General features: G+C 62.2%; 15 protein-coding genes and 2 tRNA genes. 10 read left to right on the forward strand and 7 right to left on the reverse strand.

Annotated features, from left to right (window positions below; all coding sequences use genetic code 11):
• Positions 1 to 189: 189 nt before the first annotated feature.
• The gene (locus IEY38_RS21215) at positions 190 to 339 is read right to left on the reverse strand and encodes a hypothetical protein (RefSeq protein WP_229775205.1); all 150 of its coding nucleotides are present in this window, start codon (positions 337 to 339) and stop codon (positions 190 to 192) included.
• 456 nt (positions 340 to 795) lie between these two features.
• On the opposite strand from IEY38_RS21215, the gene IEY38_RS02835 reads away from it, so the two are divergent.
• Positions 796 to 868: transfer RNA gene (locus IEY38_RS02835), tRNA-Arg, on the forward strand.
• A 263-nt stretch (positions 869 to 1,131) separates the two neighbouring features.
• On the opposite strand, the gene IEY38_RS02840 is transcribed toward IEY38_RS02835, so the two are convergent.
• Complete coding sequence (locus IEY38_RS02840) at positions 1,132 to 1,524, reverse strand: hypothetical protein (protein WP_229775206.1); 393 nt, start codon at positions 1,522 to 1,524, stop codon at positions 1,132 to 1,134.
• A gap of 85 nt (positions 1,525 to 1,609) precedes the next feature.
• Here IEY38_RS02840 and IEY38_RS02845 point away from each other — a divergent pair, with 85 nt between their 5' ends.
• Positions 1,610 to 2,227, forward strand: a complete 618-nt coding sequence (locus IEY38_RS02845; protein ID WP_188975167.1) for a DUF309 domain-containing protein — start codon at positions 1,610 to 1,612, stop codon at positions 2,225 to 2,227.
• 24 nt (positions 2,228 to 2,251) lie between these two features.
• Here the strand turns inward: IEY38_RS02845 and azf are convergent, their stop codons facing one another.
• Positions 2,252 to 3,025, reverse strand: a complete 774-nt coding sequence (gene azf / locus IEY38_RS02850) for an NAD-dependent glucose-6-phosphate dehydrogenase Azf (RefSeq protein ID WP_188975170.1) — start codon at positions 3,023 to 3,025, stop codon at positions 2,252 to 2,254.
• Positions 3,026 to 3,099: 74 nt separating this feature from the next.
• Here azf and IEY38_RS02855 point away from each other — a divergent pair, with 74 nt between their 5' ends.
• The 3 genes from IEY38_RS02855 to IEY38_RS02865 all read left to right on the forward strand — a co-directional run bounded on the left by IEY38_RS02855 (position 3,100) and on the right by IEY38_RS02865 (position 5,170).
• The gene (locus IEY38_RS02855; protein WP_188975172.1) at positions 3,100 to 3,447 is read left to right on the forward strand and encodes a dihydroneopterin aldolase family protein; all 348 of its coding nucleotides are present in this window, start codon (positions 3,100 to 3,102) and stop codon (positions 3,445 to 3,447) included.
• Between the two features lie 73 nt (positions 3,448 to 3,520).
• Positions 3,521 to 4,618, forward strand: a complete 1,098-nt coding sequence (locus IEY38_RS02860; protein ID WP_188975174.1) for a DUF7544 domain-containing protein — start codon at positions 3,521 to 3,523, stop codon at positions 4,616 to 4,618.
• Between the two features lie 105 nt (positions 4,619 to 4,723).
• On the forward strand, positions 4,724 to 5,170 hold the full coding sequence (locus IEY38_RS02865) for a DUF5790 family protein (protein WP_188975176.1): 447 nt from the start codon (positions 4,724 to 4,726) through the stop codon (positions 5,168 to 5,170).
• A 164-nt stretch (positions 5,171 to 5,334) separates the two neighbouring features.
• Here the strand turns inward: IEY38_RS02865 and IEY38_RS02870 are convergent, their stop codons facing one another.
• Positions 5,335 to 5,859 (reverse strand): DUF6789 family protein, encoded by a 525-nt coding sequence (locus IEY38_RS02870; protein WP_188975178.1) that lies wholly within the window; start codon positions 5,857 to 5,859, stop codon positions 5,335 to 5,337.
• A gap of 159 nt (positions 5,860 to 6,018) precedes the next feature.
• Between IEY38_RS02870 and coxB the strand changes: the two genes are divergently transcribed.
• From coxB to IEY38_RS02885, 3 genes are read left to right on the forward strand one after another with little or no spacing between them, the layout of a single operon-like run.
• Positions 6,019 to 6,756, forward strand: coding sequence for a cytochrome c oxidase subunit II (gene coxB / locus IEY38_RS02875; protein ID WP_390182256.1), 738 nt, complete (start codon positions 6,019 to 6,021; stop codon positions 6,754 to 6,756).
• Positions 6,753 to 9,317, forward strand: coding sequence for a cbb3-type cytochrome c oxidase subunit I (locus tag IEY38_RS02880; protein WP_188975182.1), 2,565 nt, complete (start codon positions 6,753 to 6,755; stop codon positions 9,315 to 9,317). The genes coxB and IEY38_RS02880 overlap by 4 nt, the downstream gene beginning before the upstream one ends.
• A gap of 4 nt (positions 9,318 to 9,321) precedes the next feature.
• Entirely contained in the window at positions 9,322 to 9,588 is a 267-nt protein-coding gene (locus tag IEY38_RS02885; protein ID WP_188975184.1) for a cytochrome C oxidase subunit IV family protein, read from the forward strand.
• Between the two features lie 5 nt (positions 9,589 to 9,593).
• Here the strand turns inward: IEY38_RS02885 and IEY38_RS02890 are convergent, their stop codons facing one another.
• The gene (locus tag IEY38_RS02890; RefSeq protein WP_229775207.1) at positions 9,594 to 10,037 is read right to left on the reverse strand and encodes a hypothetical protein; all 444 of its coding nucleotides are present in this window, start codon (positions 10,035 to 10,037) and stop codon (positions 9,594 to 9,596) included.
• Between the two features lie 288 nt (positions 10,038 to 10,325).
• On the opposite strand from IEY38_RS02890, the gene IEY38_RS02895 reads away from it, so the two are divergent.
• The gene (locus IEY38_RS02895) at positions 10,326 to 10,613 is read left to right on the forward strand and encodes a DUF7534 family protein (RefSeq protein ID WP_229775208.1); all 288 of its coding nucleotides are present in this window, start codon (positions 10,326 to 10,328) and stop codon (positions 10,611 to 10,613) included.
• Positions 10,614 to 10,906: 293 nt separating this feature from the next.
• Here the strand turns inward: IEY38_RS02895 and IEY38_RS02900 are convergent, their stop codons facing one another.
• Together IEY38_RS02900 and IEY38_RS02905 are read right to left on the reverse strand one after the other, a co-directional pair.
• A complete protein-coding gene (locus IEY38_RS02900) occupies positions 10,907 to 12,829 on the reverse strand; it encodes an ABC transporter ATP-binding protein (RefSeq protein WP_188975188.1) in 1,923 nt (640 codons plus the stop codon).
• Positions 12,830 to 12,868: 39 nt separating this feature from the next.
• A complete protein-coding gene (locus tag IEY38_RS02905) occupies positions 12,869 to 13,459 on the reverse strand; it encodes a DUF192 domain-containing protein (protein WP_188975190.1) in 591 nt (196 codons plus the stop codon).
• A 97-nt stretch (positions 13,460 to 13,556) separates the two neighbouring features.
• Here IEY38_RS02905 and IEY38_RS02910 point away from each other — a divergent pair.
• Positions 13,557 to 13,630: transfer RNA gene (locus tag IEY38_RS02910), tRNA-Val, on the forward strand.
• Positions 13,631 to 13,898 lie beyond the last annotated feature (268 nt).

Here is a 13,898-nt window from a genome sequence, read left to right on the forward strand (position 1 = left end):
TCTATGGGACGCTGGGCTGGGGCGCGCTTAAGCGTTGTCGTTGGGCGAGCAAGCGGCCGCTGTCGGTCGATTTCGATGGTATCCTGTCCATTACTCGAAGGTGGTCATGCGATGGGATATAAAGCCTTGTCCACTGGCCCGACAGCAGAGGCTCACATTCTACCACAGTGAAAACGGCGCGGGTAGCCCTTAGGGTGTCGCCGTTGTCACAGGGTTCAGGCCATCGCCACTGTCGTGAGAGATAGACACCGTGTCAGGGAGCCCGTTCTCAAACGTCACCGTAGCCCGGTAGTTGATTTCCATAATTGCTTGCGCACACATATCGCCGGCATCTGGCATCTCTGTCGTCCCAACGCTGAGGCTCAGCTTATTGGCATTCGTATCATACGATATGTCTGTCAAGTCGGCCGTTTTGCACCCGTTAGACCCCCAGATAGTTCCATCAACGACGACCTGATTCCCGTCGAAAGCCACCGTTGCTGAGCTTATCTGTGAGCCGGACTGTCGCCTGATAATACTGAATGTCGTCTCGTTCACACTTGGGGTTTCACTCGCACCCACCGTGGGTGTTTCCCCGCTCCCGGGAGCCCCACCAAAGCAGCCAGCAAGCGCTATCGAACAACCGAGACCACCGTATTGCAGGAGTTGTCGGCGTTTCATATTTGCCATAATGTATTCTAGTTGAAAGGCTCTCCCGGTCGCTCAAACCAGTGTTGTAGCGACGTGTGCCTACCAGTCGCGTGACGGTACGCGAATCGTCACCCTTTTTAGGTGCACCACCCTCTCTCGATATGAGTCCGGATAGGGTAGTGGACTATCCTCTTGGCTTGCGGAGCCAGGGACCGGAGTTCAAATCTCCGTCCGGACGTCATTCTCACGAAGCAGACCGGCGAGCAACGCATAGCGTGTGCTCGCCACCGCGAAGAGAGATGACGGACAGCGAAGAATTGAGCAGACGAGGAACGCGCAGCGAAGCGAGCATTTCTCGGCGAGTTCAAATCTCCGTCCGGACGTTCACTTTGTTCACGACCGGACGTGCTCCACGCTCGCGATGCTCGCGTGGAACTCCGTCCGGACGTTTCTGCCGACGCAAACCACCGAGCGACAGCCGGGGCGACCGTCTGTTACCGTTCAGACCTCTGTCCGGTCGTTTCCGTCACGGCTAGTCGTCCCGTTGTCGGTCGACACTATCGTCAACGCACTCCCGACGGCCAGGCTAAACGACGTGAGGCCGAGGACGGTGAGCGTCACCACGAACGCCTGATCCCCGGGGAGCGCAAGCTGCTGCTGGAGCGTCACGACGACGTAGGTGGTGACGCCGGCGAAGGCCCCACCCCAAGTACCGCCCCTGCTGAATATCGGGAGCGCGTTTCGTTGCGTGTAGAGGCCGACAATAGCGGCGAACAACGTCAGGGCAAACGTCGACAGGAGCACGGGATCGGTGACCAAGAACTGCCAGGCGAGGACCGTCACGGCGGACGCGCCGGCCGCACCGAACAGCCATCGACGCCAGGATCGTGGCATATGCTGACTTGCGGTGTCGGTGACAAATCAGTTCTGTTATACGGGTGCCGATGTGGTTTTCCGGCCGCGAGGCGAATCCACCCGTGTGCGCGACCATCTCCGTGCCGGCATCGCAGTGTACAACGAAGGCCGATACCACGCCGCACACGACGCGTGGGAAGAGTACTGGCTAGACCTCGATGCGGGCGACGACGAGCGGTTCCTGCACGGCCTTATCCAGTTCACCGCAGTCGTCCACCACGCCAGCGAGGAGAACTGGTCAGGCGCGCAGGGGTTGGCTGAGAGCGCGACGGAGTACCTCGACGGCCTGTCAGACCCGTATCACGGCGTGGCGGTAGACGAGGTCCGGGCGTTCCTCGTGGCGACGGCGGCTGACCCCCACCACGCGGCGACGGACCCGCCGACGCTGACACACGAGGGCGAAGCCGTTGAGTACGACGCGCTGGATTTCGACGCCACGGCCATCGTCGCCGGGGTACTGGCGGAGACTGGCCGGTACGACGAGGCTGTCGTCGCTGACGCTGTTGCCCGCGCACGGAGTGAACTCGACGGCGACGGCGGTTCGCAGTTCGCCGGGATGCTGTTCTCGTTCGTGCGCGAGCGCGACCAGCGGCCCGTCGTCTACCAGCGGCTTCTGGACCACGTCGAACTAGAACAGCAGAAAGACGACGACGTCCGTGGGCTGTTCGACGGTTCGGGGTAGCGGGCGACAGCGGAGTAGGAGGGGCTATGGCTCCGGTTCGGCGACCCGTTCGTCGCCGTCGAAGTGCGCGGAGTTGTCCTGTGGGTCGTAGCCGAGCACGTCCTTGGCGCGCTCGATGGAGTAGTACTTGCGGTCGTTGTCGGAGATGCCGTAGACGATTTCGTACTCGTAATCGGCCTGCAGCGCACAGTCGTGGATGTGGGCGCAATCCCGGTAGGAGAGCCACATCGCCTGCCCGCGCTCGTAGTCGATCGGCGGGTGGCCCCGCGTGAGGTTGCCGATGCGGATATTACAGACGGAAAGATCGTACTGGTCGTGGTAGTAACGGCCCAGTACCTCGCCGGTCGCTTTCGAGACGCCGTAGAGGTTGCCTGGGCGTGGGAGCTCCGTCCCGTCGAGGCGATACTGGTCGTCCGGACGGTACATCTCGGGCGTGCGCTCGTCCGTTTCGAAGGAGCCGACGGCGTGGTTCGAGGAGGCGAAGACGAACTTCTCGACGCCCTCGTCGACAGCGGCCTCGTACATTTTCTGGGTGCCGTCGATGTTGTTTTCGAGGACGGAGTCCCAGGGGGCTTCCGGCCGGGGGTCGCCAGCCAGGTGGATGACGGCGCCGACGCCGTCCATCGCCGCGGCCACGTCGCCCTCGCTGGACACGTCCCCGACGAGGTACTCGTGGTCGGGCTCCTCGGCGGGTGGGCTGTGGAACATGAGTTTCCACTCGTAAGCGTCCTCGAGTCCTTCGAGGATGGCCGCCCCGACAGCGCCGCCAGCGCCGGTGAGCAGAACCGGGTCGTCCATTCGTATGAGAGCATACGTCGCACGCAATAGGTAGCTTGCGGTTCGCTTTTGTGTCGCCCAGCCGGACCGATTGTATGGAACCCACAGCTCCGCAGGAGGCGTGTTTCGAAGCGGGCGTCAAGTTCGGATCGCTGTATCACCAGTTCGCAGGGACGCCGATCAGCCCGGATAGCGCTGACTCGCTCGCAGCGGCGATGGAGGAGGCCATCGAGAACCAGCCGTTCTGTGAGGCGGTCACCGTCAGCGTCCGCACGGAGGCACTGGAAGACGCTATCGCCGAGGGCGGGGCGGACTACACAGAACTCACCGGGCGGCTCATCAATGTCGAGATGCGTATCGGATACGAGGGCGTCACAGTCGAGACGAGCATGGCGATGGAGGACGGCTACCCGCTGATGCAGGTCGACGCAGTGAAGGAATGAATGGCCGGAAGGAAGCCTGAATCACTGACACAGGCCCGAAAATTTTACCAGAGGGGGCTGTGAGACTTCCGATATGGCCCTCCACGCAGTCGACGATATCGACGACGCAATCGATGCGACGAAGTCGTTCCTGTTCCCGTTCGAGAAATGGATGTGGCTCCGGATGGCGTTCGTCGTGTTCTTCATCGGTGGTGGCGGTGTCGGGCTGAACAACGCCCAGTCGTTCAGCAACTTCGGTGATTTCGGCGGGAACGGCGGCCCAAGCGGTCCTGGAAGCGACTTTCAGCTGGCCACACCGCTTGAAACTGTACTGTCCTTGCCGGGGGACCTCGCCATGCAAGTCTCCGGACCCGGTGTCCCGTCCGGTGCGCCGGACGAACTACTCGCCGGGGCTGGGCTCCTCGTGTTCGCCGTTATCGGCCTTGTCATCCTGCTAGCGCTCGCGTACGGCATCCTGAGTAACTTCATGGAGTTCGTATTGACCCAGGCGCTCATCGACCGCGAGATACACGTCCGCCGGTATTTCAGTGAGCACGTCGGGGACGGCATTCGACTGTTCCTGTTTCGGCTTGTCCTCGGGATTGTCTGGCTCGGCGTCGCGTTCGTAATCGGTGTAGCCGTTTTCTTCCTGACGCTTGGTGGTGAGGCCGCAAACGTCGGGGCGTCGAGCGTCCTCGCGCTGTCGGGGCTGTTCATCGCCGTGTTCGCGGTGCTCGCGATAAGCTACGGTATCGTCTTCGGGTTCACCACGGTGTTTGTCGTGCCGCTGATGACGGCAGATAATGACGGCGTTCTCTCCGGGTGGTCGCGGCTCTGGGGTTCGATAAAAGGCCAACCCAAGCAGTACCTCGCCTATCTGTTTTTCTCCATCGTCCTCCAGATCGGTGTCGGTATCGTCGGCGCGATTTTCGGCATCATCGCACTCATCGTCGTCGGGATTCCGGTCGGGCTCGCCGCGTTCGCACTGTATCTCGTTGTTCAGGGAACTGTCGGAATCGTTTTGGCCGGCGGTATCGGCCTGGTTGGCGGACTGGTTTTCATCGTTCTCAGTGCGCTCGTTCAGGTCCCGCTAACGACGTTCCTCCGGTACTACGCGATGCTCGTGCTGGGTGACATCGACGCCGACATGGACCCGATTCCCGAGGTGCGCTCGGACATCCGGGCCGAGTAGCTACAACGGCTTTTCGGTTTCAAGAATTACCGACCGGTCACGTCCTGCGGTTTCACTTTCACTTTCAGGCGGGCTTTTAATCCCTCACCGTACCAACGGTCCCGTATGAGTCAGTCAAGTCTGGACGACGACGAACTGTTCGGAGAGGCGGCCAACGAAATGCGCACGGATGTCGAGGAGTCGCTCGCGAAGGCTCGCGAGGCGCTCCCCGAGGCCGATTCAGTCTGGGACGTGGAAGCCGACAACACGCTCGGTGTGCTGAACTCGCTCAAAACAGCGCTCGACGTGGGCGACGCCGAGGACCACCTCCGCGACGCGAAGAAGTGGTACACGATGGGCGAACGCGCCGACGCCTTCGAGGATGCCGACGACCTCGCCGAGGAGATCGAGACCATCGCGAACCTCATCGACGACGTTGACGACGCCCGCGAGCAGGTCGGCGACCTCACGGCGACGATTCCACAGCTTCGCAGCACGCTCGAAGAGTTCGAGGGCGAAGACGGAGCAGACGCGGAGGCGGACGGCGACGCCGACGCGGAAGCGGAAGCCTGAGTTCGGGACAGCCACGTCCCGGCGGACCTACCTCAGTCTGCCTGCGACCAGCGTGTCGCTCGCGTCGTCCAGCGGCTTTTTTTCACCGGCATCACAGCGTGTTGGACCTGATGCGGCGGGAGTCACGACGCCGTTCTATCGCTCGAACGCGACAGCAAGCCGTCTCAGACGATAGAGTCCGGGCGCGTCGAGAAGTAGTTGAACACCGCGCCGAGCCCGATGCCGTAGACGACGTGGGCGACGAGCGTCAACACTGCGTACAGTACCAGCATGAGTCCGGACTGGCCGGTGTAGAAGGCGAGCACGAACCCGGTCCACATCGCGCCGCCGAAGAACGCACCGCTGACGGGATCAGACTGGCCCGGAAGGTACGCTTTCAGCGAAGCGAACAACAACGGCCACGGGAACATCCCGCCGCCGAGGAAGATGAAGAAACCGAACAGTACCTCCGGGACGTAGCCGGTCAGGCCCACGAGTTCGGTGAGGATTGCGAAGTCGTCGAGACTGAACGCGCCCAGTGACTGGGCGATGAGGAAGACAACCGACATCATCGCTGTCCCGACCAGCCCACCGGCAGCACCGATGACACCGTCGGCAAGAATCCCAGCGAGGCTATCGAACTCCTCGACCTCTGTGAGGCCGTCGTCGTTGATAGGCGGGTCCTCGACGCCGGATGACGTGTCTTCCATGGTGTGTTGTAACATGCCAGTAAATAAAAAAGTTCCCGCACACGTTAGGCCAGCGAAGGGTATATGTCAACTGTCTGACCGCAATACCTATTACAGGGTGGGAAGAATCATGAAGAAATGGCGGTATCCTTGATAACATACGCCACGGTTGTGTTCCCCATGCACGGTGGCGACGTCAGGGCACCCAGTGCGGTGTTCGACCAGATCTTCGAGGTGTTCCTGCTGCTGGGAACGGCCGTCGGGGTGGTCGTCGTGGCGTACACGATGTACCACGCACTCAAGTACCGCGATGACGGGGGTGAAACGGACCCGTACGCCGACAAGGTCGAGCGGCCCGAGATGGGAGAGATGCCGACCGGCGGCACGGGCGGCCGGAAGGTGTTCTACTCGTTCAGCATCAGCGCCATCATCGTCGTCTCGCTCATCGCCTGGACGTACTCGCAACTGCTGTACATCGAGCAGGGGCCCGATCCGGCCCAAGAGGAGGCGCTGGAGATCGACGTGGAAGGGTACCGCTTCGGCTGGGACTTCGTGTATCCGAACGGGCACACGACCAACACACTCCGAGTGCCACAGGACCGGGTGGTTAGGTTACAGGTGACTTCGACGGACGTGTTCCACAACTTCGGGATACCGGCGTTACGAGTCAAGACCGACGCCGTCCCGGGCCAGTACACGTCGGCCTGGTTCACGGCCAACGAGACAGGGACCTACACCGCGAAGTGCTACGAGCTGTGTGGCAGCGGCCACTCGCTGATGACGACGGATGTGGTTGTGATGCCACAGGACGAGTACGAGGAGTGGTACGCGGAGACGAACGGGACGGCGGCAAGCGGCAACGAGACGGGCCAGCGAATCGCGACTGAGGCGACCGCCCTCGGAGGTGCGCCCGCATGAGCCACGACCACGGCCTGCCGCCCAAATCGTCGGTTAGCCGGTGGTTCCTCACGACCAATCACAAGGACATCGGCGTGCTGTATCTCATCACCGCGCTGTTCTTCCTAGTCTTCGGTGGCACCCTCGCCCTGCTGTTTCGCCTCGAACTGATTTCTTCGGGTGCTGACCTGCTAGGGTCGATGGGGTACAATCAGGCGGTATCGACCCACGGCCTGCTGATGGTGTTCTGGTTCATCTCGCCCTTTGCCTTCGGCTTCGCGAACTACGTCGTCCCACTGCAGATCGGCGCGGACGACCTCGCCTTCCCGCGGCTGAACGCGCTGTCGTACTGGCTGTACCTGTTCTCGGGCATCCTGATGGGCGTCTCCTTCTTCCAAGGGACTACCTTCGCGGGCGGGTGGACCATGTACGCCCCGCTGAACACGCCGGCGTACATCCCCGGCGAGGGACTCGGGGCGACCTCGGTCGTGCTGGCGCTCATTATGTTCACGGCGGCGGTGACACTGGGGTCAGTGAACTTCCTGACGACGATGTACCGCATGCGCGCCGAAGGGCTTCGGATGCGGGACATCCCCATCTTCTCGCTGTCTATCAATCTCACCGTCTGGATGATGCTGTTCGCCTTCGCGGCGCTGCTGGCGGCGTTGATGATACTCGCCTCCGACCACATCCTCGGAACGACCTACTTCCAGTACTCCATCGACGGGACGACCATGGCGACCGACGCGGACAACCCGGGTGCGTCGCTGCTGTGGGCACACCTGTTCTGGTTCTTCGGTCATCCGGAGGTGTACATCGTTTTCTTCCCCGCGCTTGGCGTGATGGCCGAGTGCTTCCAGACCTTTACCGGCCGGCGGCTGGTCGGCCGCAAGTGGTTCATCATCTCGATGGTGCTGGTGGCGCTCCAGAGCTTCGTCGTCTGGATGCACCACATGTTCCTGACCGGCATCAACCTCCCAATCAAGACTATTTTCATGGCGACGACCATCGGGATATCCCTGCCCTTCGACCTGATGGTGTTCTCACTCATCTACACGATGGCGAAGGGGCGGGTCCGGTTCACGACGCCGTTCCTGTTCTCGCTGGGCGCGCTCATCCTGTTCATCATTGGCGGCATCACCGGCGTCTTCCTCGGCGCAATCGTGCTGGACTACCAGTTCCGCGGGACCTACTGGGTCGTCGCGCACTTCCATTACGTGATGGTCGCGGGCGCGACGGCGCTGTTCGGCGGGCTGTACTACTGGTACCCCAAGATAACCGGGAAGATGTACAACGAACGACTGGGGAAGATACAGTTCGGCGTCTACTTCCTCGGGTTCAATCTCCTGTACTTCCCGATGTTCATCGCCTGGGAGACGCCCCGTCGCGTGTTCGTCTATCCCGACGGCCTGCAGATATGGCACACCATGGCCACCGTCGGCGGGTTCATTCTCGGGGCGAGCTTCCTCATCATGTTCTACAACCTCTTCGTGAGTCTCTGGCGCGGCGAAGATGTCGGGCCGAATCCCTGGGAATACGCCACCTCTGCCGAGTGGGCTGTCTCCTCGCCGCCGCCGTTAGAGAACTTCCCCGGGGTCCCGAGCTACGCGACCGGGAAACTGGAGTTCCTCGACGACGAGACGGTCGTTGAGCGCACCGAGCGTGCGCCCGGAGCCGCGGCGCATGGCCACGCGGCGACCGACGGCGGGACCGCGACGGACGGCGGCGCGGTGACAGCGAGAGCCGCAACGACGGCAACCGCGATGGAATCGGCCCACGAGGTCAGCGGCGAGGAGCATGCCAACCACGCCAGCTTCTGGCCGTTCCTCGTCAGCCTTGGCGGGTTCATCACGTTCCTCGGGCTCTCGGGCGTGCGGACGGGGAGCGTGTTCTACCTGACCATGGCGGCCGCCGGTGGAGTGGCGACAATCGGGTCCCTCGTCGGGATGACCCGCGAGCCGTTCCACGCGCCGGAGATGGCCATCGCAGAGCGGTGGCCCTTCGAGCGCGTCGAGAAGATGAAACTCGGGATGTGGACGTTCCTCGCCAGCGACATCGTCCTGTTCGGGGCGTTCATCGGCTCGTATGCCTTCGTCCGGGTCGCCTACGGCTGGACGGCCTGGCACCACGACCTCATTCCCGCCGAGCACGTGACCATGCCCGGCCTCATCAACACGTACCTGTTGCTCACGTCGAGTTTCCTCGTCGTGCTGGCGATGGTCGCCGCCGAACGCGAGAGCAAGCGCGGGACCGTTGCCGCGCTGGCCGGAACGTTCGCGCTCGGGGTCGGCTTCCTCATCAACAAGGGACTGGAGTGGAACCACCTGTTCCACATCAGCACAGAGACCTTCCCGAGCGGGTGGAACCTCTCGACGAACATCGCATCGTCGACGTTCTACCTGACGACCGGGCTCCACGGCGCTCACGTCACTATCGGACTCATCATCTGTGCATACATGACCGTCAGGGCCTGGAACGGGGCCTACCAGGGCGACGACAGGGCCATCGAGTACTTCGGGCTGTACTGGCACTTCGTCGACATCGTCTGGCTGTTCCTGTTCCCCCTCTTTTACATCCTCTAGAACAATGGACTGGAAAGGCTATACCGCGATATACGTCGTACTGTTCACCTTCGCGACCGCACAGGCCGTCGTCGAGTTCGCCGGCCTCGTCGACAGCGCCTACTGGGCTGCCTTCGCGCTCATCATGGTGCTGTCGGTCGTCAAGGCTGTCGGCGTCGCCGCGTACTACCAACATCTCCGCTGGGAACCCCGCGCCGTCACGTACCTCGTGCTGGGCGGGACTGTCGCCGCGCTCGCACTGACTGGGGCCGCTGCGTACTCGATACTGTGAGTGGCTTAGGCCCCGACAAGCTGGAAGCCGACCGCGATGAGAAAGAGGACGCCCGCGACAGTCGCGGACTCGGCGACCGCCAGCGAGCGAGGGTGTCCCCGGCGTGTCGCCGAAAGATACACCCCAAACAGCAGGTAGCCACAGAGGCCCGCCCCGCCGACCACGGCAACCGCTAGTCCCGCTATCGACTGGGTCTCGACGGGGCCGGAGATAGACGCGACGACACCAACCAGGAGGCCGATGACCAGCACCGCGAACGCGCCGACCCAGACCATTGGCTTGTCGGCGTACGTCTCGAAGCGACTCTCGCGGTCGCTCGCCGGAGACCAACCGTTCGTCGACGCCCTCGGACTGTATTGATACCAGCCACGCACGCGGACCATCCATGCGACCACCGCCACCACTAATGCACCCATTATCCCCATGCTAGCGAGGTACGTGGTTGCCATGTGATATCATTACAATACAATACGTAATAATCGTTTGTGCCCAGCCGGATAGAAATCGGTGTCTTGGGCTATTCACTGTTAACCCAGCGGCGGTGCCTCTCTTCTCACGGAAAGCCTATACTTATGTAAAAACGACTGAGACCTGTGCAATTCGCCCCGTTTGCCGCTGAACAGCCTTTAGCGAGTGCTACTCTAGCGCTTACGGTCGTCATCTACATTGGGAATCTCATCGCACTGGGATACTGGGCCCGTGCAGAGGCTAGAGCACGCAACGGGTCAGTGATCGGTATGTTCCTGCTTCTCTCTACGGGTTTTGGGCTGGTCTACTACGTCTGGCTCCGCTACGTCCGAAACGACTGGGAGCCGCGCACGGAGCCAGCCGACCGGCGTGAGCGGGTTGCCACTGCCTACTCGCTGGCCGTCCTCCTGGCGTTCGTGGCCGGCGCGTTCGTCACACCGCCAGATCCGATGATGCAGGTCCTGGCTCTCCCGCCGCTGTTTGCTGTCTCATTCGTCGTCTCGTATTTGTTTGTCACGCAAGAGGCGGTCGACGGTAGCGGCGGAACTACTGCCTAAGCTGTGAGAGTCTGCTATAGTCCGTGGATGGGACTTAGCTAGCACTACCAGACCAGAGTGACAGGAGAGAACTTGGTTCTGTGAAAGATGCTCCCTTCAGCGACCAGCTGTTTCAATCCGGCTTATTCCGGAGAATTGGCTGTTAGCAAGGCCAGACGGCTCGAACATGGATTCCTCGCCGATTCAATCGTCGGCAACTGCCGACCATTGACAGCTTGGGCATGGAGCCCTCGCCGCTTCAGTCGTCGGCAACTCCTGATAACTGACGGTTCGAACATTGCGTTCTCACCGTTTCAGTCATCAGCATCCGTCCGCGCCCGTCGCTGAATCGCCCGCTCGACGAACTCATCGGGGAGTTCATCGATTTCGCCGGCCTGGACCGCCCAGAGGTTGGCGTAAAGGCCATCGGCGGCGAGCAATTCGTCGTGGCTCCCGCGTTCGACAATACGGCCGTCCTCGACGACGAGAATCGTGTCGGCGTCTTTCACCGTCGAGAGGCGGTGGGCGATGGCGAACGTGGTCCGGTCGGCGGTCAGGTCGTCGAGCGACCGCTGGATGAGCATCTCCGTCTCCGTGTCCACGTCGCTGGTCGCCTCGTCGAGAATGAGGATTTCGGGGTCTTTCAGGATCGCCCGCGCGATGGCGATGCGCTGGCGCTGGCCACCCGAGAGTTTGACGCCGCGCTCGCCGACCATCGTGTCGTAGCCGTCCGGGAGGTTACGGACGAACTGGTCGGCTTCGGCGGCCTCCGCGGCGGCGACGATTTCCTCCTCGGTCGCGTCGAAGGTTCCGTAGGCGATGTTCTCCCGGACGGTGCCGTAGAACAGGAACGTCTCCTGGCTGACGTAGCCGATGGCACGGCGGATGCTCTGTATCTGTACGTCCCGGACGTTCTGGCCGTCGATGCGAACCGCGCCGGAGTCAACGTCGTACATCCGAAGCAGGAGCTTCAGGACGGTCGACTTCCCCGCGCCGGTCGGGCCGACGAGGGCGACCGTCTCGCCGCCGTCGGCCTCGAACGAGATGTCCGAAAGCACCGGCTCGTCATCGCTGTCGTAGCCGAAAGACACGTCGTCGTACTCGACGCGCCCCTCGGTCACATCGAGCGGCGGCGCGTCCTCGGCCTCTTCGAGGCGGCCGGGCGTGTCCATCAACCCGAACACGCGCTCGGCGGAGGCGTAGGCCCGCTGGTACATATTGATTATCTGCCCGAACTGGGCCATCGGCCAGACGAACCGCTGCGTGTAGATGATGAACGCGACGAACTGCCCGCGGGAGAGCGGTGCCGTCAGCGGCCCGGGTGCCTGGCCGGTGACCATCAGTCCGCCGACGATGAACGTGACGACGAAGCCGATGCCCGAGACCAGTCGGAGGCCGGGGAAGAAGGTGATACGCGTCTCGATGGCGTCCCAGTTGGCGTCAAGGTAGTCCTCAGAAGTGTCTTCAACCCGGTCGGCCTCGTAAGGCTCCGTATTGGCGGTCTTGATTATCTGGATGCCGCTGAGGTTGTTTTCCAGTCTGGAGTTGAGCTTGCCGACCGTCGACCGGACCTCGGCGTATTTCGGCTGGATGACGTCGATGAACCGCTTCGTGAACACGGCGATAATCGGGACCGGCAACAGCGCGACCAGCGCCAGCTGCCAGTTCATGTAGAACAGATACGTGGCGATGCCGACGACCATGATTATCATCCGCGAGGCGGAGTTCAGGCCGTCATTGAGGAACTTCTCCAGCCGGTTCACGTCGTTCGACAGCACCGACATCATCTCGCCGGTCTGCTTGTCGGCGAAGAAGTCCATGTTCAGCCGCTGCATCGTTTCGTAGGTGTCCGTGCGGAGGGCATGCTGGACGTGCTGGGCGAACTTGTTCCAGCCCCAGTTCCGACTCCAGTGGAAGATGGCCCCGAGGCCGAACGACGCGGCGATGATGCCAGCAGTAAGCCACAACTGTGGCCCCTGCCCGTCGGGAATCCAGGCGTCGGGAACTAGGAAGAGGCCGTATTCGGCCTCCTGTAGAAAGATAGCGTCAATAGCCAGTGCCAAGAGGATCGGCGGCAGCAGGTCCAACATCCGAGCCACGATAGAACTGAACAGGCCGACGACGAACGCCCCTAACTGGCCCCGGCCGTAGCCGGTGAACAATCGGAGCATCGGTCGGTCGACGCGTTCTCTGGCGTCTTCGAACACGTCATCGTCCGAACCCGCGTCGAAATCCATTGTCGAATTCAGGGGCCGAACCTGCAAAAGGCCGTCGGGCTACGTGGCTTCGGGCGGCAGGTCGACCCGGTCGCCGACCTCGACGCCGGTCCGGTTCGTCCATCCGCGGTTCACTTCGAGGACGTACTTTCCTCGCCCCTCGTAGCCCGTCAGGTCGCTCCCAGTGGTCCCCTCCGGCGGGAGCGGCGCGTGGTGGATGGTTGTGATAGTGCCGTTGGCGTCGATGAAGATGATGTCAAGCGGAAACGACATGTTCCGCATGACGTAGGTGTGCTGGCCCGCCTCGTCGTGGACGAACAGCATGCCCTCGTCGGGACCGAGCGACTCGGTCTCGCTCAGGCCGACATAGCGCTGATTGAATGTCTGTGCGATGCGAACCTCGACCGTGCCCAGCGGTTCCCTAGTCTCTTGTTCACGGGCCGCGATGGTCGTCTCCGGCGTCGAAGTCGCTGTCGAGGGTTGTGTCGCGGTCGGCGTCACTGCCGCCTCCGATCCCTCCCGGACCGTCACTGTGCCTTCCTCGTACTCGTCGGTTCCCAGCACCTCGACCCAGAGGCCGGTCTGGAGGACGACGGCGGCGGCGACGAGAAGGCCCACAAGTCCGAGCACGACTACGGCGGGGCGCTGCATACCCCGTGTGAAGGGCAGGCCGTGGGTAATACTGTCGGTGCCCACTGTCGACCGAGAGAGAAAGCGTTATTCCTGCCGATGGAAAACGGTGGGATACGGGTCCGTGGTCTAGTTGGTTATGACGTGGCCTTTACAAGGCCGAGGCCGGTGGTTCGAATCCGCCCGGACCCACTTCTGACACCGACTGCGACGAGTGCAACGCGGAGCCAGCGGTGTCTGTGTTGGAGATGGTGATTCGAACCCTGGAAGACGAACGCGGTGAGTCTTCCTTCAGTTCGAATCCGCCCGGACCCATCCTGCGACGAACAGACGTGACGGGCGGATGGTCCCTGTGGATTCGATGCCTGCCAGTCGCGCGCACCATCGTAGCCCGGATATCAGGGCGTCTATCTCGATTGATAGTCGCCCGTAATCCATATATCCGGAGTGGTGGTAGTGC

This window comes from Haloarcula sebkhae (assembly GCF_014647415.1).
In the GTDB taxonomy this organism is placed as follows: domain Archaea; phylum Halobacteriota; class Halobacteria; order Halobacteriales; family Haloarculaceae; genus Haloarcula; species Haloarcula sebkhae.